The sequence below is a fragment of the Pedococcus sp. KACC 23699 genome (assembly GCF_045348425.1).
Taxonomy (GTDB): Bacteria; Actinomycetota; Actinomycetes; order Actinomycetales; family Dermatophilaceae; genus Pedococcus.
The window spans coordinates 161,488-186,348 of sequence record NZ_CP157483.1 but is presented as its reverse complement, the minus strand read 5'-3'; the positions used below and the strand labels follow the sequence as shown (position 1 = coordinate 186,348).

23 protein-coding genes are annotated in these 24,861 nt (G+C 71.6%); 19 read left to right on the top strand and 4 right to left on the bottom strand.

What is annotated here, in order from left to right:
• Positions 1 to 13: 13 nt before the first annotated feature.
• The 7 genes from ABEG17_RS00895 (at position 14) to ABEG17_RS00865 (ending at position 6,606) form a co-directional block, all read left to right on the top strand.
• Positions 14 to 1,966, top strand: a complete 1,953-nt coding sequence (locus ABEG17_RS00895; protein WP_406831368.1) for a glycoside hydrolase family 3 N-terminal domain-containing protein — start codon at positions 14 to 16, stop codon at positions 1,964 to 1,966.
• A 25-nt stretch (positions 1,967 to 1,991) separates the two neighbouring features.
• On the top strand, positions 1,992 to 2,213 hold the full coding sequence (locus ABEG17_RS00890; RefSeq protein ID WP_406831367.1) for a DUF3046 domain-containing protein: 222 nt from the start codon (positions 1,992 to 1,994) through the stop codon (positions 2,211 to 2,213).
• A complete protein-coding gene (locus tag ABEG17_RS00885) occupies positions 2,210 to 3,253 on the top strand; it encodes a nitronate monooxygenase (RefSeq protein WP_406831366.1) in 1,044 nt (347 codons plus the stop codon). The genes ABEG17_RS00890 and ABEG17_RS00885 overlap by 4 nt, the downstream gene beginning before the upstream one ends.
• 63 nt (positions 3,254 to 3,316) lie before the next feature.
• Positions 3,317 to 4,252 carry an ABC transporter ATP-binding protein gene (locus ABEG17_RS00880; RefSeq protein WP_406831365.1) on the top strand — a complete coding sequence of 312 codons (936 nt, stop codon included), beginning with the start codon at positions 3,317 to 3,319 and terminating at the stop codon, positions 4,250 to 4,252.
• Entirely contained in the window at positions 4,252 to 5,127 is an 876-nt protein-coding gene (locus tag ABEG17_RS00875) for an ABC transporter permease (protein WP_406831364.1), read from the top strand. Before ABEG17_RS00880 ends, ABEG17_RS00875 begins: the two co-directional genes overlap by 1 nt.
• On the top strand, positions 5,124 to 5,975 hold the full coding sequence (locus ABEG17_RS00870) for an ABC transporter permease (protein WP_406831363.1): 852 nt from the start codon (positions 5,124 to 5,126) through the stop codon (positions 5,973 to 5,975). The genes ABEG17_RS00875 and ABEG17_RS00870 overlap by 4 nt, the downstream gene beginning before the upstream one ends.
• A gap of 151 nt (positions 5,976 to 6,126) precedes the next feature.
• Entirely contained in the window at positions 6,127 to 6,606 is a 480-nt protein-coding gene (locus ABEG17_RS00865) for a GNAT family N-acetyltransferase (RefSeq protein WP_406831362.1), read from the top strand.
• 98 nt (positions 6,607 to 6,704) lie between these two features.
• Here ABEG17_RS00865 and ABEG17_RS00860 read toward each other — a convergent pair whose 3' ends face one another.
• Positions 6,705 to 7,121 (bottom strand): RidA family protein, encoded by a 417-nt coding sequence (locus tag ABEG17_RS00860; protein WP_406831361.1) that lies wholly within the window; start codon positions 7,119 to 7,121, stop codon positions 6,705 to 6,707.
• A gap of 308 nt (positions 7,122 to 7,429) precedes the next feature.
• On the opposite strand from ABEG17_RS00860, the gene recA reads away from it, so the two are divergent.
• From recA to ABEG17_RS00825, 7 genes are all read left to right on the top strand, one after another.
• Positions 7,430 to 8,434, top strand: a complete 1,005-nt coding sequence (gene recA / locus ABEG17_RS00855) for a recombinase RecA (protein WP_406833246.1) — start codon at positions 7,430 to 7,432, stop codon at positions 8,432 to 8,434.
• Positions 8,435 to 8,481: 47 nt separating this feature from the next.
• Complete coding sequence (locus ABEG17_RS00850) at positions 8,482 to 9,129, top strand: regulatory protein RecX (protein ID WP_406831360.1); 648 nt, start codon at positions 8,482 to 8,484, stop codon at positions 9,127 to 9,129.
• Positions 9,130 to 9,210: 81 nt separating this feature from the next.
• Entirely contained in the window at positions 9,211 to 10,728 is a 1,518-nt protein-coding gene (gene miaB / locus ABEG17_RS00845; RefSeq protein ID WP_406831359.1) for a tRNA (N6-isopentenyl adenosine(37)-C2)-methylthiotransferase MiaB, read from the top strand.
• 33 nt (positions 10,729 to 10,761) lie between these two features.
• Positions 10,762 to 11,358 carry a peptide deformylase gene (def, locus tag ABEG17_RS00840; protein ID WP_406831358.1) on the top strand — a complete coding sequence of 199 codons (597 nt, stop codon included), beginning with the start codon at positions 10,762 to 10,764 and terminating at the stop codon, positions 11,356 to 11,358.
• A 10-nt stretch (positions 11,359 to 11,368) separates the two neighbouring features.
• A complete protein-coding gene (miaA, locus tag ABEG17_RS00835) occupies positions 11,369 to 12,310 on the top strand; it encodes a tRNA (adenosine(37)-N6)-dimethylallyltransferase MiaA (RefSeq protein WP_406831357.1) in 942 nt (313 codons plus the stop codon).
• Entirely contained in the window at positions 12,303 to 13,166 is an 864-nt protein-coding gene (gene dapF, locus ABEG17_RS00830; protein WP_406831356.1) for a diaminopimelate epimerase, read from the top strand. Before miaA ends, dapF begins: the two co-directional genes overlap by 8 nt.
• A 137-nt stretch (positions 13,167 to 13,303) precedes the next feature.
• Positions 13,304 to 14,233: a hypothetical protein gene (locus ABEG17_RS00825; protein WP_406831355.1), complete on the top strand. Its 930-nt coding sequence runs from the start codon at positions 13,304 to 13,306 to the stop codon at positions 14,231 to 14,233.
• 70 nt (positions 14,234 to 14,303) lie between these two features.
• Here ABEG17_RS00825 and ABEG17_RS00820 read toward each other — a convergent pair whose 3' ends face one another.
• Entirely contained in the window at positions 14,304 to 14,921 is a 618-nt protein-coding gene (locus ABEG17_RS00820) for a class I SAM-dependent methyltransferase (RefSeq protein WP_406831354.1), read from the bottom strand.
• Positions 14,922 to 15,005: 84 nt separating this feature from the next.
• Between ABEG17_RS00820 and hflX the strand changes: the two genes are divergently transcribed.
• From hflX to ABEG17_RS00805, 3 genes are read left to right on the top strand one after another with little or no spacing between them, the layout of a single operon-like run.
• Positions 15,006 to 16,457 (top strand): GTPase HflX, encoded by a 1,452-nt coding sequence (gene hflX / locus ABEG17_RS00815; protein ID WP_406831353.1) that lies wholly within the window; start codon positions 15,006 to 15,008, stop codon positions 16,455 to 16,457.
• Positions 16,458 to 16,470: 13 nt separating this feature from the next.
• The gene (locus ABEG17_RS00810; RefSeq protein WP_406831352.1) at positions 16,471 to 16,929 is read left to right on the top strand and encodes a GNAT family N-acetyltransferase; all 459 of its coding nucleotides are present in this window, start codon (positions 16,471 to 16,473) and stop codon (positions 16,927 to 16,929) included.
• A gap of 23 nt (positions 16,930 to 16,952) precedes the next feature.
• Positions 16,953 to 17,792 carry an SDR family oxidoreductase gene (locus ABEG17_RS00805; protein WP_406831351.1) on the top strand — a complete coding sequence of 280 codons (840 nt, stop codon included), beginning with the start codon at positions 16,953 to 16,955 and terminating at the stop codon, positions 17,790 to 17,792.
• A gap of 15 nt (positions 17,793 to 17,807) precedes the next feature.
• On the opposite strand, the gene ABEG17_RS00800 is transcribed toward ABEG17_RS00805, so the two are convergent.
• Together ABEG17_RS00800 and ABEG17_RS00795 are read right to left on the bottom strand one after the other, a co-directional pair.
• Positions 17,808 to 18,542: a methyltransferase domain-containing protein gene (locus ABEG17_RS00800; protein ID WP_406831350.1), complete on the bottom strand. Its 735-nt coding sequence runs from the start codon at positions 18,540 to 18,542 to the stop codon at positions 17,808 to 17,810.
• A 138-nt stretch (positions 18,543 to 18,680) separates the two neighbouring features.
• A complete protein-coding gene (locus ABEG17_RS00795; RefSeq protein WP_406831349.1) occupies positions 18,681 to 21,308 on the bottom strand; it encodes a DEAD/DEAH box helicase in 2,628 nt (875 codons plus the stop codon).
• A 76-nt stretch (positions 21,309 to 21,384) separates the two neighbouring features.
• On the opposite strand from ABEG17_RS00795, the gene ABEG17_RS00790 reads away from it, so the two are divergent.
• Positions 21,385 to 22,455, top strand: coding sequence for a GNAT family N-acetyltransferase (locus ABEG17_RS00790; RefSeq protein ID WP_406831348.1), 1,071 nt, complete (start codon positions 21,385 to 21,387; stop codon positions 22,453 to 22,455).
• A gap of 76 nt (positions 22,456 to 22,531) precedes the next feature.
• Entirely contained in the window at positions 22,532 to 24,814 is a 2,283-nt protein-coding gene (locus ABEG17_RS00785; RefSeq protein ID WP_406831347.1) for an ATP-dependent DNA helicase, read from the top strand.
• Positions 24,815 to 24,861 lie beyond the last annotated feature (47 nt).

The following is a 24,861-nucleotide window of genomic DNA, read 5'->3' as shown; positions in this document are numbered from 1 at the left end:
CCGGTCGCCATACATGGCCGAGGGCAAGGGGGACGACATGCGGGTGCGGCGCACGACGGCAGCGGTGACGGCAGGCGTGGTGACCGGGGCACTGGCCCTGGCCGCCGCTGCTGGACCAGCAGCGGCAGCGACGGTGCCCACCCGCTCGGCACCCGCGCAGGAGGTCTTCGCGCGGATGACCACCGCGCAGCGCATCGGCCAGCTGTTCATGGTGGGGACCCCGGCCACGGGCGTCAGCTCCGCGGTCTCGGCCGCGATCAGCCGGCAGCACGTGGGGTCGGTGATCCTCACCGGACGGAGCACCGCAGGCGTCAGCGCCACGCGGGCGGTGACGAACGCCCTGCAGGCTAAGGCGACCTCAGCGGCCACGGCCGGGGTGCCGCTCGCCATCTCTACGGACCAGGAGGGTGGCCTCGTGCAGGTCCTCAAGGGGCCCGGCTTCTCGACCATGCCGACCGCCCTGACCCAGGGACGGTCCACCCCGGCGGCCCTGAAGACCTCGGCCACCACCTGGGGCCGCCAGCTCGCGTCGGCCGGGGTCAACGTCAACCTCGGGCCGGTCTCCGACACGGTGCCCAGTGCGGCGTTCGCTCCTCGCAACGCCCCCATCGGCGCCTACGACCGCGAGTACGGGTTCACGCCGTCGACCGTCGGGTCCCACGCCGCCGCCTTCGCGGCAGGCATGCGGGCCGCGGGGGTGATGCCGACGACCAAGCACTTCCCGGGGCTCGGCAGGGTCACCGCCAACACCGACACCACCGCCGGCGTCAAGGACTCGACCACCACCCGCACCGACCCCTACGTCGCACCGTTCCGCAGCACGGCGGTCGGCGGGGCGGAGTTCCTCATGACCTCCTCGGCCATCTACACCCGCATCGACGCGACCAGGCCGGCGGCGTTCTCGCCGACGGTGATCGGCGGCATGGTGCGACACGACCTGGGGTTCGAGGGGGTCGTCATCTCCGACGACCTCGGCCACGCCAAGGCGGTGTCCGCCTGGAGCGTGGGCGCCCGCGCGGTGAACTTCCTGTCCGCGGGGGGTGACATGGTGCTCACCGTCGACGCGGCGCAGGCACCGGCCATGGTGGCAGCGGTCGCGGCGAAGATGTCGTCCAGCGCGACGTTCCGTGCCCAGGTCGACACCGCGGCGCTGCGCGTACTGACCGTCAAGCAGCGGATGGGCCTCCTGCGTCCGACCGGAGCGATCCGAGCGACCGACGTCGACGAGGACGCCGGGGCGGACGTCGTCGGGCGGGCCGGCGACGGGACGCTGCGACTGCTCCGCGGCAACGACCGGGGCGGCTGGAAGGCCATCGTGCAGCCCCCGGCTCCGTCCTTCGCCGGCGCCAACCTGCTGGTCAACGCCGGCGACCTCGACGGTGACGGCCACACCGACCTGTTGTCCCGCCGCGCCTCCGACGGAGCACTGCTGTTCCACCGCGGCACCGGTCGAGGTGGGTACTCCTCCGGTCGGGTCATCGGCACGGGGTGGAACGGGCTCACCTCCGTGGTCGCTCCCGGCGACATGAGCGGCGACGGGCGCCCCGACCTGCTCGCCGTCGATGCGACGGGTGTCCTGCGTCTCTACCGCCTCGGCACCGGCGCGACGATCATGCCCGGCCACGGCGTCGCCGGCACGGGGTGGGGCAGCCTCGACCGAACCCTGGCGGTCGGCGACTTCGACCGCGACGGCCACCCCGACCTCATGGGGCGCTCGGCGAGCTCCGGCGCCCTCTACCTCTACCGCGGCACCGGCACGGGCGGGCTGCACAGCGGCGTCCAGATCGGCTCGGGCTGGCAGGTGTTCGACACCATCGTCGGCCCGGGTGACCTCGACGGTGACGGGCTCGCGGACGTCCTGGGGCGTCTCCCGTCGGGAGCCCTCCAGCTCTACCGCGGGACCCGTACGTCGCTGCGGCCGGGGACGTCAGCGGGGACGTCGGCAGGGATCGCCCTCTTCGGCTGACCGTGGTGGCACCTAGACTCTCGGGGTGCGACTGAGCAAGTTCTGGAACCTGATGAACGACGAGTTCGGCGAGGGCTACGCCAGCTCCCTCGCCCGGCACCACGTGCTGGGCGTGCTCGGTGACCGCACGGCCATGGAGGCGATCGAGGACGGCGAGAGCCCGCGCAACGTCTGGGCCGCCATCTGTGACGCCATGGACGTGCCCGAGTCCCGCCGGCTCGGCGTGGAGCGGAAGCCCGCGCGGTGACCTCCCCGGGCTGGGCGGACCACCCCCTCGTCCACAGCCTCGTCCTGGCTCCGATGGCCGGGGGACCCAGCACGGTCGCGCTCGCCGCGGCTGCGGCCGAGGGCGGCGTGTTCCCCTTCCTCGCCGGTGCCTACCTCTCGCCCGAACGCCTCGCTGCAGACATCGCCGAGCTCCGCCAGAAGTCGCCACATCCCTTTGGTGTCAACATCTTCGCGCCCTCGCCGAACCACCCGTCCATGACCGAGGACGCCGAGCGGTATGCCGCGCTGCTCGCTCCGTGGGCCGCCTCCGCAGGCGTGGGGCTGGGCACGCCGAGGTACGACGACGACGCCTTTGACGCGAAGGTCGACGTCCTCGTCGACGCCGCCCCGGCTGTCGTCAGCTTCGCGTTCGGCTGGCCTCCGGCGGCGGTCGTCGAGCGTCTCCAGGCCGTCGGCACGCTGGTCTGGGCCACGGTCAACGACCCGTCCGAGGTCAGGTGGGCGGAGGAACTCGGCGTCGACGGCCTCGTGGCGCAGGGCTGGGAGGCCGGCGGCCACCGGGGCGGCCCGGTCGACGCCGGGGAGCGGCAGCTCCACACGCGCGACCTCGTGGCCGTCGTGGAGGAGGACACCACGCTGCCCGTCATCGCTGCCGGAGGGGTGTCGGACGGAGGGGAGGCCGCGCTGATCCTGGGTCTGGGTGCCTCGGCCGTCGCCCTCGGCACCGCGTTCCTCGCGTGCCCCGAGGCCGGCACGGCCCCGGTGCACGTCCACGCCCTGACCCACCGGGACCGCACGGTCGTGACGCGGGCCTTCACCGGTCGCAGTGCGCGGGCGCTCGCCACGACGTGGACCGACCTGTTCAGCGAAGCTGCTCCCGCTGCATACCCGCACGTCCACCACGTCACCGCTCCGCTGCGCGCCCACGGGAAGGCCACCGGTGAGGCCGAGCTCGTGCACCTCTGGGCCGGGACGGGGCACCGGAGGGTGCGCGTGCTTCCCGCGGCCGAGCTGGCGCGGACGCTCGTCGCCGAGCTGGCGGCCGCGCAGCGACGGTGACCCGGTCCCACCCGGGACGAAAAGCTGGTGAGACTGTCGGTACCCCTCGCTAGGTTGGGGCCGATGAGTGGCGACGACGAGATCCTGCTGCGGGCCAGCGGCCTGACCAAGACGTTCGGCGACTTCACGGCTGTCGACGGGATCGACTTCGCCGTCCGCAAGGGGGAGTGCTTCGGGTTCCTCGGGCCCAACGGCGCCGGCAAGTCCTCGACGATGCGGATGGTCGGTTGCGTGTCGCCCGTCAGCAGCGGCGAGCTGCGGCTGTTCGACCTCGACCCGGCGACCGACGGCCCGGCCATCCGCGCCCGCCTCGGCAGCTGTCCGCAGCGCGACACCCTCGACGAGGAGCTCACCGTCCAGGAGAACCTCTGGATCTACGGGCGGTACTTCGGGCTCTCCCGCAAGGAGGTCAGGTCCCGCGCGACCGAGCTGCTCGACTTCGCCCAGCTGACCGAGCGCGCCGGCGACAAGGTCGAGCCGTTGTCGGGCGGCATGAAGCGGCGTCTCACCATCGCGCGCTCACTCATCAACTCCCCGGAGATCCTGCTCCTCGACGAGCCGACGACCGGGCTCGATCCGCAGGCGCGACATGTGTTGTGGGACAGGCTGTTCCGGCTCAAGCGGTCGGGCGTGACGCTCGTCCTCACCACCCACTACATGGACGAGGCCGAGCAGCTCTGCGACCGGCTGGTCGTCATGGACCACGGGCGGATCGTCGCCGAGGGGTCGCCCCGACAGCTCATCGACGAGCACGCCACCCGCGAGGTGCTCGAGCTGCGTTTCGACTCCGACGACCACCACGACCACGCCGGACAGGTGGCCGGCATCGGAGATCGGGTCGAGGTGCTGCCCGACCGCCTGCTCGTCTACGCCGACGACGGTGACCGGGCCGCCGCGCTGGTGCACGCCCGTGGGGTCGAGCCCTTGTCATCGCTGGTGCGTCGGTCCACCCTCGAGGACGTGTTCCTCACCCTGACCGGCCGGACGCTGGTGGACTGATGACCCTCGCCGACCACGTCACCCCCGGACAGCCGGACGGACCGGGGGTGGACGGCCACAGCCGGGCGACCCGCGGTCCGCGCGAGCCGATGTCGGCCACGGAGCGCGTCCTGGCCGTCCTCGGCTACCACGCGGTGGTCTACTCGCGCACCTGGCGCGGCAGCATCATCTCCCGGTTGCTCTCGCCGGTGCTGTTCATGTTGTCGATGGGCATCGGACTCGGTGCTCTCGTCGACGACCGGGCCGGTGGCATCGACGGGCGCCCCTATCTGCACTTCGTCGTCCCCGGCATCGTCGCCACCCAGACGATGTGGGTGGCCTGGAGCGAGTCGAGCTACCAGGTCCTCGGCTACCTCAAGTGGAACATGGGCTACCACGCCCAGCTCGCGACACCGTTGCGCGTGCGCGACGTCCTGGCCGGCCACTTCCTCGCGATCACCGGACACCTGGTCGTGGCGACGAGCCTGTTCATGGTGGTCGCCGCGCTGTTCGGTGGCTTCGACTCGTGGTGGGCGGTCCTGTGCCTGCCCATCGGCGTGCTGACCGGACTCGCTTTCACCACACCGATCTTCGCGTTCACCGCGACCCAGGAGGGCGACAACGGCTTCAACATCCTCTACCGCTGGATCATCACCCCTCTCATGCTGTTCTCCGGCACCTTCTTCCCCGTCGACCAGCTCCCGGGCTGGATGCAGCCGGTCGCCTGGGTGACACCGCTGTGGCACGGGGTCGAGGCCTGCCGGACGGTGTCCGGGGGCTCCTTCGGCCCGGGTGGGTTCCTTCCGTTCCTGGGGCACCTGCTCGTGCTCGTCGCGTATGGCGTCGCCGGCTGGCTGCTCGCCGAACGAGCCTTCACCCGCAGGCTGTCCTCATGACGGGCACCGCCACCACCAGCCCCTCCGCCACGCGTCGACCCGGCCCGGCAGGACGTCTCGCACGCGCACTGCCGATGCCGGCGGGCGCGGGTCTGTCCAGGATGCTCGTCGAGCGCAACATCACCTCGTTCCGCCACGGCTGGATCGCCCTGGTGACGGGATTCGCCGAGCCGGTCTTCTACCTGTTCTCGCTCGGCATCGGCATCGGCGCCCTCGTGCGCACCGTCACCACCGACTCGGGCATGACGGTGACCTACCCGCAGTTCGTCGCCCCGGCCCTGCTGGCGGCATCGGCGATGAACGGCGCCGTCATGGACTCGACGTTCAACGTCTTCTTCAAGCTGAAGTACGCCAAGCTCTACGACGCCGTCCTCGCCACCCCCATGGGGCCACGCGACGTCGCCGTGGGGGAGATCAGCTGGTCCCTGCTGCGGGGGGCGATGTACTCCGCGGCCTTCCTCGTCGTCGCCCTGCTCGCCGGTGCGGTCCGGTCGTGGTGGGCGCTGCTGGCCCTGCCGGCCGCGGTGTTCATCGGCTTCGCGTTCGCGGCGGTGGGCATGTTCGCCACGACGTTCATGCGGTCGTGGGTCGACTTCGACTACATCACCCTGGCGATCCAGCCCATGTTCTTGTTCTCGGCGACGTTCTTCCCGCTGTCGACCTACCCCGACGCCCTGCAGTGGCTGGTGCGGCTCACCCCGCTCTACCACGGCGTCGCCCTCGAACGGGCGCTCATGCTCGGCGACGTGGGTTGGGGGGTGCTGGCGCACGTCGGGTACCTCGTGGTCCTCGGCCTCCTGGGCGTCGTCGGCGCCGCCCGACGCCTCGAACGGCTGTTGCTGTCCTGAGCCCGTCGGCGACCAGGAGGTGGGATCGGAGCCGACCCGGTCGCGGCACCCGTCGCAGCCCGCCACCGGTCCCGCCCGCCATCGGCCCCCATTGCGAGCGGCCCCGCCCGCGACCGGTCCCCGGTCGCGGGTAGGTCCTAGCATCGGGCGCATGGACGACACCGCGGGCCGACCGGCGGACGTGGTGCACACGGCTGCCTTCACCGACCTCGATCCCGTGACGGCGTACCGGCTGTGGGCACTGCGGTCCGACGTCTTCGTCGTCGAGCAGGACTGCCCCTACCTCGACCTCGACGGCCGCGACCTGGCGCCCGGCACCCGGCACGCGTGGATCGAACGTGGCGGGGCACCCGTGGCCACCCTGCGGGTGCTCGACGACGCCGAGGCGGACGGTGGCGCCCTGCGGATCGGCCGGGTGGCAACAGCCCGCGCGTGGCGTGGTCGTGGTCTCGCTGCTCAGCTCGTGACCTCCGTGCTCGAGTCGGCGGGGGAGCGGGACGTGGTCCTCGACGCCCAGTCCCACCTCGTCGGCTGGTATGCCGCGTTCGGGTTCGTCCCGAGCGGCCGGGGGTTCGTCGAGGACGGCATCCCGCACACGCCGATGCGCCGACCGGGGGGTCCTGCCGCCTGAGTCCCGCGGGATCTGAGTCCCGCCAGCCTGAGTTCTACCGCCTGAGTCCTGTCGCCTGAGTCCCGCGGGATCCGAGTCCCGCCGGTCCGGGTCCCCGGTCAGCGGAGGGCGTCTCCCGGCACGGCGGCCACGGCCTCGACTTCGACGAGCTGGTCCGGCCAGCCGAGGACCGCCACACCCAGCAGGGTGCTCGGGGCCGGGTGGTCGCCCATGCGCGACCGGACGACGTCCCATGCGGTGGCGAGGTCCTCGCGGGCCGTGCTGGCCACGTACACGGTGCTCCTGACGACGTCGCCCAGCTCGGCGCCGGCAGCTCGAAGAGCGGTCTCGAGGTGGTCCATGACGAGCGCGGCCTGCGCTGCGACGTCGCCCGGCGCGGCCACCCGGCCGCGCGCATTCAGAGGGCAGGCCCCGGCGGTGAAGACCAGCCTGTACCCGGCCGGTGGGGCCGCGGCATACGCATAGGGGACGCCGGGGTGCAGGTCGGGGACGTCGACGAGGAAGGACTCGGCCATGGCCGTCATCGTGGCACGCGCCGACGGGGCGGGGATCCGGCGTGTCGCGCGTGTCCTACGTGCCTTCGAACAGATGTTCGGTATGGTCGTCCACAGGTGGAACCCCGCAGGACCACCGTCCACAGGCCGCCCATCGGCCCGGGACGGCTGTCGGTGGCGACACCTAGCGTCTGACCCGACAGCAGATGACAGCGACCGGGTCGAAGGCAGGCGCGCCCGACTCGACATGGAAAGAAGGAACGGTGGCCAAGATGTCCGGTGGCAACACTGCAACAGGTGACCAGAAGGCGAAGTCTCTCGACTCCGTCATGGGACAGATCGAGAAGTCGTTCGGCAAGGGCGCAGTCATGCGCCTCGGCGACGACGTCCGTCCGCCCATCGACGTGATCCCCACGGGGTCCATCGCGCTCGACGTGGCCCTGGGTATCGGGGGCCTGCCCCGCGGTCGGGTCGTGGAGATCTACGGACCGGAGTCGTCCGGCAAGACCACGGTGGCGCTCCACGCCGTCGCCAGCGCCCAGCGCGCCGGTGGCATCGCGGCGTTCATCGACGCCGAGCACGCCCTCGACCCCGACTACGCCAAGAAGCTCGGGGTCGACACGGACGCCCTGCTCGTCAGCCAGCCCGACACGGGGGAGCAGGCGCTCGAGATCGCCGACATGCTGATCCGTTCCGGCGCGATCGACATCATCGTCATCGACTCCGTGGCGGCCCTCGTGCCGCGCGCCGAGATCGAGGGCGAGATGGGTGACAGCCACGTCGGTCTGCAGGCCCGCCTGATGTCCCAGGCCCTGCGCAAGCTGACCGGTGCCCTCAACACGACCGGCACGACCGCGATCTTCATCAACCAGCTCCGCGAGAAGATCGGCGTCATGTTCGGCTCGCCCGAGACGACGACCGGTGGCAAGGCGCTGAAGTTCTACGCGTCGGTCCGCCTCGACGTCCGTCGCATCGAGACGCTCAAGGACGGCAGTGAGCCCGTCGGCAACCGCACGCGCGTCAAGGTCGTCAAGAACAAGGTGGCCCCGCCGTTCAAGCAGGCCGAGTTCGACATCCTCTACGGCCAGGGCATCTCGCGTGAGGGCGGCCTCATCGACATGGGGGTCGAGCACGGCTTCGTCCGCAAGGCCGGTGCCTGGTACACCTACGAGGGCGACCAGCTCGGCCAGGGCAAGGAGAACGCCCGCCAGTTCCTCAAGGACAATCCCGACCTCGGCAACGAGATCGAGAAGAAGGTCAAGGAGAAGCTCGGCATCGGGCCGCAGGTCGACAAGCCGGCCGACGCGATCCCCGAGGTGCCGGTCGAGTTCTGAGCCCCGGCTCGAGCGACCGACCACTGATCTCGCATGACTGATGTCGCATGACTGATCGACACGCTGCGGCAAGGGCTGCCCTCGAGGCCGCCCTTGCCGCAGTGTCGTCCGGCCCGGCAGCGCCGGAGTCCGACCGCCGCCCGCGTCGCTCTAAGGCGTGGCAACCCATCCCCGGCGACCCCGAGAGCGACCTGCAGACCCGCGACTCCGAGCCGGATGCCCACGACGTCGCGCGCCAGATCGTCCTGCGCCAGCTCGCGATGGCTCCCAGGAGCCGCAAGCAGCTGCGCGACAAGCTCAAGCAGCGAGAGTGCCCTGACGACGTCGCCGAGGCCGTGCTGGACCGGATGACCGAGGTCGGACTCATCGATGACGAGGCGTTCGCCGGGATGCTGGTGCGTTCGCAGCAGGCCGGCCGTGGCCTCGCCAAACGCGCCCTGGCCCGCGAGCTGCGCACCAAGGGCGTCGACGACGAGACGGCCAGGGCGACCCTCGACGCCATCGACCCCCATGCCGAGCGAGACCAGGCCGAGCGTCTCGTCGCCAAGAAGCTGCGCTCCATGCACGGGCTCGACGTCCTCGTCCAGAAGCGTCGCCTCGCCGGGATGCTCGCCCGCAAGGGCTATCCCGCCGACCTGTCGATGGCCGTCATCCGCGAGGCCCTCGCGCAGGCCGAGGAGCACCAGCGCGACTGACGCGACGTCGACGGTGAGCCGCGCAGCCCACGGCGACCCGCGGCATACCGGTTGCGTTCAGCACGTACCCTTGTCGATGCGATGACCACACAGACGACGCACAAGACCTACGACGTGCGCACCCACGGGTGCCAGATGAACGTGCACGACTCCGAGCGCCTCGCCGGCCTGCTCGAGACGGCGGGGTACGTCGACGTCAACAGCGTGCCGCCGGACGACCGCCCGGGCACCGCCGACGTCGTGGTCTTCAACACCTGTGCGGTCCGCGAGAACGCCGACAACAAGCTGTACGGCAACCTCGGCCAGCTGCGCCCGGCGAAGACCGCGAACCCCGACATGCAGATCGCCGTCGGTGGCTGCATGGCGCAGAAGGACCGCGACACCATCGTCGCGCGCGCCCCGTGGGTCGACGTCGTCTTCGGCACCCACAACATCGGCAGCCTGCCCGCACTGCTCGACCGGGCCCGGCACAACCGTGAGGCCCAGGTCGAGATCCTCGAGAGCCTCGAGGTCTTCCCGTCGACGCTGCCGACGCGCCGCGACTCAGCGTACGCCGGGTGGGTCTCGATCTCGGTCGGCTGCAACAACACCTGCACGTTCTGCATCGTCCCCAGCCTGCGCGGCAAGGAGGCCGACCGCCGTCCCGGCGACGTCCTGGCCGAGGTCAAGGCGCTGGTCGAGCAAGGCGTCGTCGAGGTGACGCTGCTCGGTCAGAACGTCAACACGTACGGCGTGGAGTTCGGCGACCGGCTCGCGTTCGGCAAGCTGCTGCGCGCCTGCGGCGAGATCGAGGGCCTCGAGCGGGTGCGGTTCACCAGCCCGCACCCGGCCGCGTTCACCGACGACGTCATTGCCGCGATGGCGCAGACGCCGAACGTCATGCCGAGCCTGCACATGCCGCTGCAGTCCGGGTCCGACCGCGTGCTCAAGGAGATGCGCCGCTCCTACCGCAGCGCCAAGTTCCTCGGCATCCTGGACAAGGTGCGCGAGCAGATCCCGGACGCCGCGATCACCACCGACATCATCGTCGGCTTCCCCGGCGAGACCGACGCAGACTTCGAAGAGACCCTGCGGGTCGTGCGCGAGTCCCGGTTCTCCAGCGCGTTCACCTTCCAGTACTCCATCCGTCCCGGCACCCCGGCCGCGACCATGCCCGACCAGCTCCCCAAGGCCGTCGTGCAGGAGCGCTACATGCGCCTGCTCGCCGTGCAGGAGGAGGTCTCCTGGGCCGAGAACCGTGCGCTCGAGGGCCGTGAGGTCGAGGTGCTCGTCGCCACGGGCGAGGGGCGCAAGGACACCGAGACCCACCGGCTGTCCGGGCGCGCCCGTGACAACCGCCTCGTCCACTTCACCGTGCCCGAGGGCGCCGAACGTCCCCGTCCCGGTGACCTGGCCACCGTCGGTGTCACGTATGGCGCGCCGCACCACCTGGTCGCCGACGCCGCCCTGGAGGGTGGGGTCTACTCCGTCAGGCGGACCGCCGGCGGCGATGCCTGGGCCGCCCTGCAGGACTCGCCGGTCCCCGGCAAGCCTGCCGTCTCCCTCGGCATGCCCGGGGTCGGTCGACCCGCCTCGAGCCCGGCCCCGGCCTGCGGCTGACCCACCCCCTGACGATCTGGAAGACTCCACCGCATGACGATCCGGCCCATCGTGATCCTGGGCGAGCCCGTGCTCCACCGTCGAGCCATGCCCGTCGAGGTGTTCGACGCCGAGCTCGCCGAGCTCGTCGCCGACATGTTCGAGACCATGGACGCCGCCCACGGCGTCGGGCTCGCCGCACCCCAGATCGGCGTCGGGCTGCGCGTGTTCACGTGGCAGATGGACAACGACGACGACGTCCCCGCGCGCGGCGTCATCGTCAACCCGTACGTCAGCTCGAGCAAGCCGGCCCAGGAGGACCCTGACCCTCACGAAGAGGTCGAGGGCTGCTTGTCGGTGCCGGGCGAGAGCTTCCCCCTCAAGCGGGGCGAGTCCGCCACGGTCACGGGGTTCGACGCGCACGGCAACGAGATCTCCTTCGAGGCCACCGGGTGGTTCGCCCGGTGCATGCAGCACGAGTACGACCACCTCAACGGCTTCCTCTACGTCGACCGGCTGGGCGACAAGTGGGGCAAGAAGGCGCGCAAGGCCGTCAAGAAGGCCGGCTGGGGCAAGCAGGGCAGCAGCTGGATGCCTGGCGTCGACCCCGACCCCTTCGGTCACGACAGCCCGGACGACCACGACCTGTGAGTGCCCGGCGGTGACGAAACCCCTGGTCGTCGCCGTCGTCGGTCCCACGGCGACCGGCAAGTCCGACCTCGGCCTCGACCTCGCGCAGGCCCTGGGTGGTGAGGTGGTCAACGCCGACGCCAGCCAGCTCTACCGAGGGATGGACATCGGCACGGCCAAGCTGGCGCCGTCGGAACGACGCGGCATACCCCACCACCAGCTCGATGTGCTCGAGGTGACCGACGAGGCGTCGGTCGCGGCGTACCAGTCCGCGTCGCGTTCCGACCTCGACGCGATCCAGGCCCGCGGCCACCACCCTGTGGTCGTCGGCGGGTCGGGACTCTACGTGCGGGCGGCGCTGGACGTGCTGGAGATCCCGCCGACCGACCTCGGTCTGCGCACCCGCCTCGAGGCGGAGGCCGCCGAGGTCGGCGCTGCAGCCATGGCGGCGCGTTTGCGCGAGCTGGACCCGGTCGCGATGGCACGGATCGAGCCCAACAACGTGCGCCGCGTGGTGCGTGCGCTCGAGGTCGTGGAGCTCACCGGGCGTCCGTTCTCGGCGTCGATGCCGCGGCGAGAGTTCGTCCAGCCGACCGTGGTGGTGGGACTTCGGGTGGCGCGCCCCGAGCTGGATGCGCGCATCGTCGCCCGGGTGGACCGCATGTGGGAACAGGGGCTGCTGGACGAGGTCCGCGCCCTCGACGAGCGCGGTCTGCGACGCGGTCGGACCGCTTCGCGCGCCCTGGGCTACGCCCAGGCCCTGGCCGAGCTGGACGGCCGGCTTGACGGGGCCGCGGCCCGGGAGGAGACGGTGGCGCTCACCCGGCGGTTCGCCCGACGGCAGGAGTCGTGGTTCGGTCCCGACCACCGGATCCAGTGGCTTGACGCCGGGAGCGCCGATGCCGGCGACCTCACCGCGCGGGCCTTGACCACGGTGCGAGCGGCCATCAGGGACAATGGCGGACATGGCTGACCAGACCCCCTTCACCAAGGGCCACGGGACCGAGAACGACTTCGTCCTGGTGCCCGACCTCGAGGGGGTCCGCCCGCTCAGCGCGGAGCAGGCCGCCCGGCTCGCGGACCGCCGCGCTGGGATCGGGGGTGACGGCGTGATCCGCATCGTGCCGACCGCTGCCGCAGGCGAACCCGAGGTGCTGGCGCAGGCGAGCTCGGCCCGGTGGTTCATGGACTACCGCAACGCCGACGGCAGCGTCGCGGAGATGTGCGGCAACGGCACGCGCGTCTTCGCGGCCTACCTGCGGCGTGAAGGGCTGGAGACGGCAGACGAGTTCGCGATCGCGACCCGCGCAGGGGTCAAGACGGTGCGGTTCGAGCGACCCGACCTCATCGCGGTCAACCTCGGCCCGTGGCGGCTCGCCCAGCCGCGCATCGCCGAGGCCGAGGGGTTCGACGCGCTCGTCCACATCGACGGCCACGAGCCGCTGTCCGCCCTCAGCCTGGATCTCGGCAACCCACACACCGTGGTGGCACTGCCCGAGGCCGTCGACCTGGACATGCTGGACCTGCACCGCAGCCCGCTGGTCAACCCCGAGCCGGAGCACGGCACCAACATCGAGCTCGTCCGCCCCATGGGGGCCGGTCACATCCGGATGCGGGTGCGCGAGCGCGGCGTGGGGGAGACCCGGTCGTGCGGCACCGGGGCCGCGGCCGCAGCCCTCGCCACCCGGTTCTGGGCCGGCAACCGTGGCGACTCCTGGACGGTCGACGTGCCCGGTGGTCGGCTCCAGGTGCGCATGCTGCCCGACCAGCAGGTCGAGCTGGCAGGTCCGGCGCTGCTGGTCGCGGACGGAACGACCACGCTGGTCTAGGAGGGACAGGCCCGGGGGCGGCGGCGTCTGGGAGAGGCAGGCCGGGGCGCTCTCGTCCGGCATGACACGGCCGCATGACACGGCCGCATGACCTTGGGCCCTGCTGGGAGCGAGGCCGCGCGCCTAGCGTGGAGAACGTGACCAGCCCGACTCCCGCAGCCCGCAGAACGCCGCCGCGAGTCGAGGCCGCGCCCATCACCGACGCAACGCCCGCCGCCCACGACCGGACAGCCCACGACCCGTTGGCGTCGGATCGCACGTTCCGGGCGGCGGCGCGGTTGTCCCTGGCCACCGCAGCGACAGCTGTCGTCGCCGGGACCTGGACCTTCGTCGACCCCGGCCTGCTCCACGGGCCGGAGGCGATGCAGGGCTCGGCGCGCGGCACGAGCCTCGTCCTGGTCGCCGTGGCCGTCCCGGTGCTGCTCGTGGCCCTGCTCAAGGCCTCACGCGGATCCGGGGCCGCTGCGCTCGTCGCGGCCGGCGCCCTGCTCTACGTCGTCTACAACGCCGTCCTCCTGCTGTTCCTCACCCCCTTCAACGGCGCCTTCCTCGTCTACGAGGCGCTGCTGGGGAGCGCGCTGTGGTCGCTCGGCTACCTCGGTGCGGTCCGTCCCGTGTGGCGGACCGCCGAGCGCATGGCCGCCCGAGCCCCGGTGCGCGCCATCGCCGTGTACGTCTGGGTCGTCGCCGCGTTGAACGCGCTGGTGTGGCTCACGGCGATCGTCCCGTCGCTGCGCCCGTACCCCACGCCGATGCTCGAGGGCACCGGCGTGCAGACGAACGCCATCTACGTCCAGGACCTCGCGATCTGGCTGCCCCTGGCTGCGGTGGCAGCACTCTGGCTCCGTCGTCGCCAGGTGCGCGGCGCCATGGTCGTGGGACCGCTCCTGGTCATGTGGGTGATCGAGGCGTTGAGCGTGGCCGTGGACCAGACCTTCGGTGTCCACGCCGACCCCAGCTCGCCGGTCGTGTCGCTGGCCCTCGTGGGACCGTTCCTGGCGCTCGCCGTGGTGGGGCTCGTCCCGGCGTGGGGACTGCTGCGCACGGCCTCCCGGTCGCAGGCGTGACCCTCCTGCGTGACCATCCCGCCTCACTGCCCAGCCTGACCGCCGCATGGCCCGACCCGGTCCGCGGTGCTCAGGCGAGGCGCCGGACCTCGAGGACGCGGAAGCCCTTGTCGAGGGCGAAGCGCCTGACGGCATACGCATCCGCGGGGAGCTGCCCGGCCAACCACTTCTGGAGCGAGTCCGAGCCGAGGTTCTTCTGCACGACGAGGTATGCCGCGCCGCCGACGGCGAGGCGCGGGAGCCAGGTGAGCAACAGGTCGTGCAGGACCGCCTTGCCCACCCGGATCGGGGGGTTGGACCAGATCGCGGCGAACTCCACGTCCGGGGGGACGTCCTCGGGCCGGCACGCGTGCACCGTCGTCAGGTCGAGGGAGGCGGCCGTCGTGCGCAGCAGGTCCAGGGCACGCTCGTTGACGTCCACGCCGTACACCGTCGCCTCCGGGGACCGCAGCGCGAGGGTGAGCGTGATCGGCCCCCAGCCGCAGCCGAGGTCGAGCAGGGCGCCGCTGGTGGGCGGCTCCGGCACCTCGCGCAGGAGCACGGCGGTGCCCTTGTCGATGCCGTCGGGGCTGAAGATGCCCGCCGCGCTGCGGACGGTGACGTCACGCCCGGCCAGCTGCACGGACAGGGATCGCTGCTGCGCCGCGCTCGCCGGGTCGGCGGTGAAGTAGTGGTCGTGGTCGCTCATCGGAGGCAACGCTAGGGCCACGGCGGGGACGAGGACATAAACGGGTCGCCGCTTCCGTTCAATCAGTGAGAACCTAAGGGAGATATGACACCACGCTCTGACATCTTTGACTTCCGTGCCACTGCGCTCGCCGACGAGGACGACACCGTCGTCCACGGCGAGGAGCACGGCTACGACGGCGACCAGTACGACCGTGAGGACCGCGCAGCCCTGCGCCGCGTGGCCGGGCTGTCCACCGAGCTCGAGGACGTCACCGAGGTCGAGTACCGCCAGCTGCGCCTCGAGCGCGTGGTGCTCGCCGCGGTCTGGACCGAAGGGTCCGCCGAGGACGCCGACAACTCGCTGCGGGAGCTGGCCGCCCTCGCCGAGACGGCGGGCTCGACCGTGCTCGCCGGTCTCGTCCAGCGCCGCGCCAAGCCCGACACCGGGACCTACCTCGGCTCCGGCAAGGCCATCGAGCTGCGCGACATCGTCATCGCCGAGGGTGCCGACACCGTCATCTGCGACACCGAGCTGACGCCGTCCCAGCGTCGTGCGTTGGAGGACGTCGTCAAGGTCAAGGTCATCGACCGCACCGCCCTGATCCTCGACATCTTCGCCCAGCACGCGAAGTCCAAGGAGGGCAAGGCGCAGGTCGAGCTGGCGCAGCTGCAGTACCTCCTCCCGCGCCTTCGTGGCTGGGGTGAGTCGATGTCCCGCCAGGCCGGTGGCCAGGCGGCCGGTGGCCAGGGCATGGGTTCGCGTGGTCCGGGTGAGACGAAGATCGAGCTCGACCGTCGCCGGATCAACACGCGGATGGCCAAGCTGCGCCGCGACATCAAGGAGATGAAGACCAGCCGCGACACCCGCCGCGTGAGCCGCAAGGCGCACGAGGTGTCGAGCGTCGCGATCGCCGGCTACACCAACGCCGGGAAGTCATCGCTGCTCAACCGCCTCACTGGAGCCGGTGTCCTCGTCGAGAACCAGCTGTTCGCCACCCTCGACCCGACCGTGCGTCGCGCGGAGACCGAGGACGGCCGCCTCTACACCCTGGCCGACACGGTGGGCTTCGTCCGACAGCTGCCGACCCAGCTCGTCGAGGCGTTCCGCTCAACGCTGGAGGAGGTGGCCGACGCCGACCTGCTGCTGCACGTCGTCGACGGCTCACACCCCGACCCCGAGGGCCAGATCAGCGCCGTGCGCGCGGTCCTGGCCGACGTGGACGCCGCGGACGTCAAGGAGGTCATCGTCGTCAACAAGGCCGATGCCGCCGACCCCGAGGTGATCGACCGCCTGCGTCGCCACGAGAAGCACTGCATCGTCGTGTCCGCCCGCACCGGCGCGGGTCTCGCCGAGCTGCGTGCCCTCATCGCCGACGAGCTCCCCCGACCGGACATCGACGTCGAGGTCCTGCTGCCGTACGACCGCGGTGACCTCGTCAGCCGACTGCACGAGGAGGCCGAGGTGCTCTCCAGCGAGCACACCGAGCGCGGCACGCACGTCAAGGCCCGGGTCCACCCCGAGCTCGCGTCCGAGCTCGCCGACTTCGCCGCCTGACCCTCCCGACCGCATGGAGATCCGGGAGGGGGGTCTGCAGACCCCGCAGGTGGCGGCGCTGCTCGCCGCCCACGTCGAGGACATGCGGCGCTACTCGCCTCCCGACAGCGTGCACACGCTCGACCTCGACCGCCTGCGCACGCCGGACCTGAGCTTCTGGAGCGTGTGGGAGGGCCAGGAGGTGCTGGGCTGCGGCGCGCTGCGCGAGCTCGACCCCTCGCACGGTGAGCTGAAGTCGATGCGCACCGCCGCCGAGCACCGCGGACGTGGGGTGGGCTCGCTCGTCCTGGAGCACCTGGTCACCGAGGCCTCGGCACGCAGCTACTCACGGCTCAGCCTCGAGACGGGTTCACCGCAGGAGTTCGCGCCGGCCCGCCGCCTCTACGCCCGACGGGGCTTCGTCGAGTGCGGTCCCTTCGGCCCGTATGCCGCCGACGACTTCAGCGTGTTCATGACCCTCCCGCTCGACTGATGTCCGGGGGGTAGCGTCGGACCATGGCTGACGTGATCGGACTGACCGGAGTGACGGGCGCCCTCGGCGGGCGGATCGCCGCGACCCTCGACCCGGCCGCGGCGGACGTGGTCCTGCTGGCACGCCGTCCCGACGCCGTGGACGATCCGGGTGGCCGCGAGGTCCGTCGGGTCGTCTACGAGGACACCCCCGAGGTGCGAGAAGCGTTGTCCGGCATCGACGTCCTGCTCATGGTGTCGGCGGCCGAGGACGTCGACCGGCGTGGTCAGCACCTGGCCTTCGTGGCGGCGGCTGCGGCTGCAGGCGTGCGCCACGTCGTCTACACGTCGTTCCAGGGCGCGGCGGCCGACTGCACCTTCACCCTGGGACGCGACCACTTCGCCACCGAGGAGGCGATTTGCGCCTCGGGGATGGACTTCACGTTCCTTCGCGACAGCTTCTACGCCGACTTCCTGCCGCTCATGGCCACCGACGGGGCGATCCGGGGCCCGGCTGGCGACGGTCGGGTGGCAGCGGTGGCCCGCGACGACGTGGCCGCGGTGGCTGCCGCAGTCCTGGCCGACCCGAGACCCCACATCGGCGCCACGTACGACCTGACCGGTCCCGAGGCCCTGTCGCTGGACGAGGCCGCCGCGATCATCACCGAGGTCACGGGCACGCCGACATGTTTCGTCGACGAGACCCTCCCGGAGGCGTACGCCTCGCGCGCGTCCTACGGCGCTCCCGACTGGCAGGTCGACGCGTGGGTCTCGACCTACACCGCCATCGCCCGCGGTGAGGTCGCGCGGGTGAGCGACGCGGTGGAGCAGCTGACCGGTCGTCCCGCCACGAGTCTGCGCGAGCTGCTCACGCGCAGTAGGTGATCCGGCCCGCGGACGTCACGTGAGCCGGTAGACCGACACGTGCGAGCGTAAGTCCGCGGTGAACGCTGACCTGTCCCAGTCGGCATACCTCGCCTCGAGCTGGAACCCCGCCAGCCGGCCCATCAGGTCGAGCTCGGCCGGCCAGATGTAGCGGTGCGGGCTGATCGCATGGGTGGCCTCGCGGCCACGGCCGTACCGGAAGTGGTGGGAGGTGACCCGCTGCCCGAGGACGTCGTAGTCGTCGAGGCCGACGTACCCGGGCGTGCTGGCGAACACGGTCGCAGGCACGCCGGGCGGGAGCTGGCGCAGCTGCGGCACCCAGAGCTCGATGACGAACGCACCACCGGGGGAGAGGTGGCGCGCGGCGTTGCGGAAGCACTCGACCTGCGCGTCCTGGGTGAGCAGGTTGGAGATGGTGTTGAACACGAGGTACACCAACGAGAACTCACCGGGCACCTGCGTCGTGGCCATGTCACCGTTCGTGACGGGGATGGCCTCGGTGCCCACCTTCTCGTGCAGCTTGCCGACCATCGGCTCGGACAGCTCGATGCCCGAGACGGGCACGCCACGCTCCGCGAGCGGTATGGCGACGCGCCCGGTCCCGATCGCTAGCTCCAGGGCCGCGCCGTCCCCGGCCAGTGCGGCCAGCAGGTCGACGGTCGGCCCGAGCACCGACGGGGAGAACATCCCCTGGCCCGGGCTGTCGTAGAGGTCGGCGGCGGTCTGGTCCCAGATCTCGTCAGGCTGCACGTCCACGACCCTGCCCGACACGGGTGCGGCGGTCCACCCGATTTCGCTGGTGCGCCCCGGGTCTTTGAGGGATCCGACGCCTCCTGACCTGCCGAATCCCTCAAAGACACGGAGTCGCAGGGGGGAGAGGGGGCGGGGTCAGAGGCGGCGGAAGGCGGTCGTCAGGACGACAGGTTCGCCCGCTTCGTCGGAGGCGTCGAGGTCGACGGTCGCCTCGATGACCCAGTCGTGGTCGCCCTCGGGGTCCTCGAGGGTCTGCCGAGCCAGCCACAGCCGGTGGTCGTCCTGGGGTTCGTTCTCCCCGGGGGCCGGACCGGTCGCCGGGGCGAGGTGCAGCAGCGCCGGTCCGCGTGCGGCGCCGTCGGTGCCGATCGTGTCGTGCTCGGCGTAGTAGGCGCCCAGCGCTTCGTCCCACGCTGCCTCGTCCATGATCGCGTGGCGCGGCGGCTCGGGGATCGCCGCCGCCGCCTCCTCGAGGGCAGCCAGGTCGCGGAACCGGTCCCGCGACGCGAGCTCGACGCGACGGAACATCGCGTTGCGCACCATGACACGGAACGCCTTCTCGTTGAACGTGATCGGACGACTCGCACGAGTGCCGCCGTGCGCGGCCAGGCGCTCGAGCTCGTCGAGGCGGGCGTTGGCGTCCGGGTCGGTCAGCGCCTCCCACTCGTCGAGCAGCGAGGAGTCGGTCTGGCGGACCGTCTCACCCAGCCATTCGTGCAGGTCCTCGAACGCCTCGCTGCGGTGCGCCTCGGGCACGGTCTGGCGAAGGGTCCGGTAGGCGTCGGTGAGGTAGCGCAGGACCAGGCCCTCGGAGCGGGCGAGCTGGTAGTAGGCGACGAACTCGGTGAAGGTCATGGCGCGCTCGTACATGTCGCGCACGATCGACTTGGGTGAGAGCGCCGACTCCGAGACCCACGGGTGGCTCTGTCGGAAGCTCTCGAACGTCGCGTCGAGGAGGTCGGCCAGCGGCTTGGGCCACGACACGTCCTCGAGCAGCTGCATCCGCTCCTCGTACTCCACCCCGTCGGCCTTCATCTCGCCGACGGCCTCACCACGTGCCTTGTACTGCTGCTGCATGAGGATCTGGCGAGGGTCGTCGAGGATCGCCTCGATGACCGAGACGATGTCGAGCGCGTGGGTCGGCGACTCGGGGTCGAGGACGTCCAGGGCGGCCAGGGCCAGCGGCGCGAGCGGCTGGTTGAGGGCGAAGTCGTCCGCGAGCTCCTCGCGGACTGCGATGGTGCGCCCGTCGGGACCGGGCGGGTCGATGCGGTGCAGGACACCGGTGTCGAGCAGGCTGCGGCCGAGGGTGATGGCGCGGCGCGCGAGACGTGCCTGGTTGCGCGGCGACTCGTGGTTGTCGCGCAGCAGCCGGGCCAGGGCCGTGACCGGGTCGCCGGGTCGCTGGACGAGGTTGAGGATCATCGAGTGGTCGACCCGCATGCGGGACACCAGGGGCTCGGGCTCGGCGGCGACGAGCTTGTCGTAGGTCTGGTCGGTCCAGGAGACCTCACCGTCGGCGGGCTTGCGGCGCTGCACCTTGCGGCGCTTCTTGGGGTCGTCACCGGCCTTCGCCAGCGCCTTGTGGTTCTCGATGACGTGTTCGGGCGCCTGCACGACGACCGAGCCGCTGGTGTCGAAACCGGCTCGTCCCGCGCGCCCGGCGATCTGGTGGAACTCGCGCGCCTTGAGCACCCGTTGGCGCGACCCGTCGAACTTGACCAAGCCGGTGAACAGCACGGTCCGGATCGGCACGTTGATGCCGACCCCGAGGGTGTCCGTGCCGCAGATGACCTTGAGCAGCCCGTCCTGCGCCAGCTGCTCGACGAGCCGGCGGTAGCGCGGCAGCATCCCGGCGTGGTGGACGCCGATCCCGGCCCGCACCAGCCTCGACAGGGTCTTGCCGAAGCCCGCGGTGAACCGGAAGCCGCCGATGCGCTCGGCGATGGCCTCCTTGTCCGCCTTGAGCGCCGCCTTCATCCCGACGAGGGCCTGCGCCTGCTCGAGGGCCGACACCTGGGTGAAGTGGACGATGTAGACCGGCGCCTGGTGCGTGGTCAGCAGCTCTTCGATCGTCTCGGGCAGCGGCGTCATCGCCCACGAGAAGCTCAGCGGGATGGGGCGCTCGGTCCCGGTGACGAGCGCGGTCGACCGGCCGTTGCGCCGCGTCAGGTCGTCGGCGAGGTCGGTCATGTCGCCGAGCGTCGCCGACATGAGCAGGAACTGCGCCTGCGGCAGCTCGAGCAGCGGCACCTGCCAGGCCCAGCCGCGGTCCGGCTCGGCGTAGTAGTGGAACTCATCCATGACCACGAGCCCGACGTCGGCGTCCTTGCCCTCGCGCAGGGCGATGTTGGCGAGGATCTCAGCGGTGCAGCAGATGATCGGCGCGTCGGGGTTCACCGAGGCGTCACCGGTCAGCATGCCGACCTCGGACGCGCCGAACACCTCGCACAGCGCGAAGAACTTCTCGCTCACCAGCGCCTTGATGGGTGCCGTGTAGAAGCTGACCCGGTCACCGGCCAGGGCGGCGAAGTGCGCACCCGTCGCCACGAGCGACTTGCCCGACCCGGTCGGCGTCGACAGCACGACGTTCTCCCCGGCGAGGAGGGCGATGAGCGCCTCGTCCTGGTGGGGGTACAGCGGCAGCCCACGCCGGGTCGCCCACGTGGAGAACGCGTCATACGCCTCGTCGGGGCCGGCTGCGGCACCGTCGAGCAGGTCAGGCAGGGACGGGGTGGTGGCGGCTGCCTGGTCGGTGCTCATCGGTCCCCATCCTGTCAGGCCACGTGGCGAGGCGACCGGGACGGCAATGTCGGGCTCTCGTGGTTGGGTGGGCGGCATGTCCTTCGAGACGACCGAGATCTGCTTCGAGACGACGACGTCACGCCTGCGCCTGCGGCGCCCGGTGGAGGGTGACCGCGCGTTCCACACGGCGGTCCACAGCGACCCCCGCCTCTACACGCACGCGCCGCACGTCCTCGGCACCCCCGAGACCAACGCCGAGTTCTTCCACGCGATCCTCGCCCACTGGGAGGAGCGCGGGTTCGGCTACTGGGTGGCCGAGGACCTCCGGACCGGTACGCCGCTGGGCTGGATCGGCGTGAAGCAGCAGGAGGGGTACCTCAACCTCTACTACCGCTTCACCGCCGAGGCGCAGGGCCGCGGACTCGCCCGCGAGGCCGGGCGAGCGGCGGTGGCCATGGCGACCGAGTGGCAGCCCCACGACCCGGTCCGGGCCCTGGTCAAGGACCACAACACGGCCTCGGTCCGGACTGCCGAGTCGGCGGGGCTGGTCCGCACGGGCGGGCGCGTCGTGCTCTCGGACGACCGGGACGGCGAGACGGCGTCGGCCGTGTTCGAGGCCCCACGCGTGACGCGCGTCGACGTGCTCGACGCGGGCACCCGGGCGGAGCTGCTCGACCTCTGGCAGGCCGTCAACGACGCGGGCGGCGCGGTCGGCTTCCTCCCGGGCGCGGAGAGGTCAGAGGTCGCTGCCCTGCTCGCCGTGCACGAGCGGGAGATGGCGAGCGGCGCCGGGTTCGCCGGCGCGATGCGTGCTCCCGACGGGCAGCTCGTCGGGTGGGGTTGGTGCGTCGTCGGCCCGAACCCGTTGCGACGGCATGCTCCGTGGCTCCACCGCGTGATGGTCGACCCTGTCAGGCAGGGCAGCGGGCTGGGTCAGGTCCTGATGGCAGGACTGCACCGGATGGCCCGTGAGGCCGGGGCCGAGCAGCTCGTGCTGAGCACCCGCAGCGGCACCGGGGTGACGAGGTTCTACGCGCGCTGCGGTTATGTCGAGGTGGGCCGGTTGCCGGGCGTCATCCGGGTAGGACCGGGTGACGACCGCGACGAGGTCTTCCTCGTGCGCCGGCTCGACGGGCAGCCGCTGCGGCCCCACGGAGGGGACTGACCGTCCGGTCTGCCTCGCGAAGGAGGGCTGGGGACGGCCGGCGCCGGAGGTGGGTGGCACGGCATACCCTGTCCCGGTGGCTTCCCTCGACGACCTCCTGCACGCCGCCGTCCAGGGAGTCGGGGGAGTCGAACGTCCCGGCCAGGTCGAGATGGCCCACGCGGTCGCCGACGCGATCGAGAAGGACGAGCACCTGCTGGTCCAGGCCGGCACCGGCACGGGCAAGTCCCTCGCCTACCTGATCCCGGCGGTCATGCACGCGCAGAAGACCGGCAAGCCCGCCGTCATCGCCACCGCGACGCTCGCGCTGCAGGCGCAGATCGTCGACCGGGACATGCCCCGCCTGGCCGAGGCGATCACGCCGATCCTGGGGCGCCGACCCACGTACGGCCTGGTCAAGGGCCGCCGCAACTACCTGTGCGCCCACAAGCTCGAGGGAGGGTTCCCCGACGACGAGGAGGGTTTGTTCGGCGTCGGCGAGGTGGACAAGGCGGCCTCGCGGCTCGGGCAGGAGGTCGTCCGGCTGCGCGAGTGGGCCGACACCACCGAGTCCGGAGACCGCGACGAGCTCGTCCCCGGGGTCAGCGAACGCGCCTGGCGTCAGGTCTCCGTGAGCGCCCACGAGTGCATGGGCAGCAAGTGCCCGGCGCTGGCCGACTGCTTCGTCGAGCGCTCGCGCGAGGCCGCGAAGGAGTGCGACGTCATCGTCACCAACCACTCCTTCATGGCGATCGACTCCTTCGAGGGCCGCCAGATGCTCCCCGAGCACGACGTCCTCGTCGTCGACGAGGGGCATGAGCTCGTCGACCGCGTCACCTCGACGATCACCGACGAGATCACCGGGCCGATGGTCACCGCCGCGGCCAAGCGTGCCGGACGGATGGCCGACTCGGCCGAGACCGTCGACGACGCGGCCGACTTCCTCGCGGGCGTCCTCGACGAGCTGCCCGAGGGCAAGCTCGGCGGCATCCCGGACTCCCTGGCCATGGCGCTGGCGCGGGTGCGCGACACCTCTCGGCAGGTGATGACCGAGCTCAAGCCGGAGAAAGGCGTCGAGGCCGATGGTGCCCGCAAGGTCGCCCAGGCGGCGATCGAGGAGGTCTTCGAGAACTCTTCCCGCATCCTCGAGCAGCGCGACCTCGACGTCGTCTGGCTCAACCGGGACCCGCGCCGGGGCTCCATCCTGCGAGTCGCCCCCATGAGTGTCGCGATGTTGTTGCGGGACAAGGTGTTCGGTGACCGCACCGTGGTCATGACGTCCGCCACCCTCGAGCTCGGCGGCACGTTCGACGCGGTCGCGGGGACCATGGGACTGCGCGGGGAGGGGGCACCGGACTGGCGCGGTCTCGACGTCGGGAGCCCGTTCGACTACCCGCAGCAGGCCATCGCGTACGTCGCCCAGCACCTGCCCGCACCGGGCCGCGACGGCATCAGCGAGGCGACCCTCGACGAGATCGAGGCGCTCATCCGTGCCTCCGGCGGCCGGGCCCTCGGCCTGTTCTCCTCGATGCGGGCGGCGCGGGACGCGACCGAGGCCATGCGCGAGCGGTTCGACGGCGAGATCGGGTTCCTCTGCCAGGGCGAGGACCAGATCACCACGCTGGTCCGGCAGTTCGCCCGCGACCCGAAGACGTGCCTGTTCGGCACGCTGACTCTGTGGCAGGGCGTCGACGTGCCCGGGTCCGCGTGCCAGCTCGTGATCATCGACCGCATCCCGTTCCCGCGACCCGACGACCCCTTGTCGTCGGCGCGCTCGCAGGCCATCGCCCGGATGGGCGGCAACGGCTTCATGGCCGTGTCCGCCACCCACGCGGCCCTGCGCCTGGCCCAGGGCGCCGGTCGCCTCATCCGTCGCTCCGACGACCGGGGCGTCGTGGCCTTCCTCGACTCCCGCATGATCACGGCGCGGTATGCCGGGTTCCTCCAGAAGTCGCTGCCCCCGTTCTGGCCGACGACCGACCGCGACCGCGTGCTGGCCGCCCTCAAGCGGCTCGACGAGACCGCCGCGGAGCCGCTGGCCGTCCACGAACCGGCGCTGCGCGGGGTGACCGGTGCCGTCGCCGGGACGACCATGGGCCGCACGGGCGAGGACACGGCCGAGCACCCACGTCCGGCCGAGCCGGCCGCAGATCCCCGCCCGGTCGCGCAGGACCCGCCGCCCGCGGACACGTCGCGAACCGCGGTGACCCAGGGGTTCGCCTGGACCCCGGAGTCCGACGAGGAGCTCCGCGACGGCGTCGAGCTGGGGCTGGACCTCGCGGAGCTCGCCGAGAGCCTCGAGCTGCCCGAGGACGTCATCGCCGCCCGGCTCAAGGGGCTCGGCCTCGAGACCGGCGCCGCAGCCATGAAGTTCGACTAGGCCGCCGGTTCGCGGGGACCGTCAGCTCGACGTGTGGGCGCCCAGGG

Excerpts from the sequence above, each read along its gene's own strand:
- ABEG17_RS00870 (WP_406831363.1), top strand. The coding sequence starts at position 5,124 with ATGACGGGCACCGCCACCACCAGCCCCTCCGCCACGCGTCGACCCGGC.
- ABEG17_RS00790 (WP_406831348.1), top strand. The coding sequence starts at position 21,385 with ATGTCCTTCGAGACGACCGAGATCTGCTTCGAGACGACGACGTCACGC.
- ABEG17_RS00895 (WP_406831368.1), top strand. The coding sequence starts at position 14 with ATGGCCGAGGGCAAGGGGGACGACATGCGGGTGCGGCGCACGACGGCA.
- ABEG17_RS00880 (WP_406831365.1), top strand. The coding sequence starts at position 3,317 with ATGAGTGGCGACGACGAGATCCTGCTGCGGGCCAGCGGCCTGACCAAG.
- ABEG17_RS00810 (WP_406831352.1), top strand. The coding sequence starts at position 16,471 with ATGGAGATCCGGGAGGGGGGTCTGCAGACCCCGCAGGTGGCGGCGCTG.
- ABEG17_RS00860 (WP_406831361.1), bottom strand. The coding sequence starts at position 7,121 with ATGGCCGAGTCCTTCCTCGTCGACGTCCCCGACCTGCACCCCGGCGTC.
- ABEG17_RS00820 (WP_406831354.1), bottom strand. The coding sequence starts at position 14,921 with ATGAGCGACCACGACCACTACTTCACCGCCGACCCGGCGAGCGCGGCG.
- def (WP_406831358.1), top strand. The coding sequence starts at position 10,762 with ATGACGATCCGGCCCATCGTGATCCTGGGCGAGCCCGTGCTCCACCGT.
- ABEG17_RS00875 (WP_406831364.1), top strand. The coding sequence starts at position 4,252 with ATGACCCTCGCCGACCACGTCACCCCCGGACAGCCGGACGGACCGGGG.
- hflX (WP_406831353.1), top strand. The coding sequence starts at position 15,006 with ATGACACCACGCTCTGACATCTTTGACTTCCGTGCCACTGCGCTCGCC.
- ABEG17_RS00795 (WP_406831349.1), bottom strand. The coding sequence starts at position 21,308 with ATGAGCACCGACCAGGCAGCCGCCACCACCCCGTCCCTGCCTGACCTG.
- recA (WP_406833246.1), top strand. The coding sequence starts at position 7,430 with ATGGGACAGATCGAGAAGTCGTTCGGCAAGGGCGCAGTCATGCGCCTC.
- dapF (WP_406831356.1), top strand. The coding sequence starts at position 12,303 with ATGGCTGACCAGACCCCCTTCACCAAGGGCCACGGGACCGAGAACGAC.
- ABEG17_RS00865 (WP_406831362.1), top strand. The coding sequence starts at position 6,127 with ATGGACGACACCGCGGGCCGACCGGCGGACGTGGTGCACACGGCTGCC.
- ABEG17_RS00805 (WP_406831351.1), top strand. The coding sequence starts at position 16,953 with ATGGCTGACGTGATCGGACTGACCGGAGTGACGGGCGCCCTCGGCGGG.
- miaB (WP_406831359.1), top strand. The coding sequence starts at position 9,211 with ATGACCACACAGACGACGCACAAGACCTACGACGTGCGCACCCACGGG.
- ABEG17_RS00850 (WP_406831360.1), top strand. The coding sequence starts at position 8,482 with ATGACTGATCGACACGCTGCGGCAAGGGCTGCCCTCGAGGCCGCCCTT.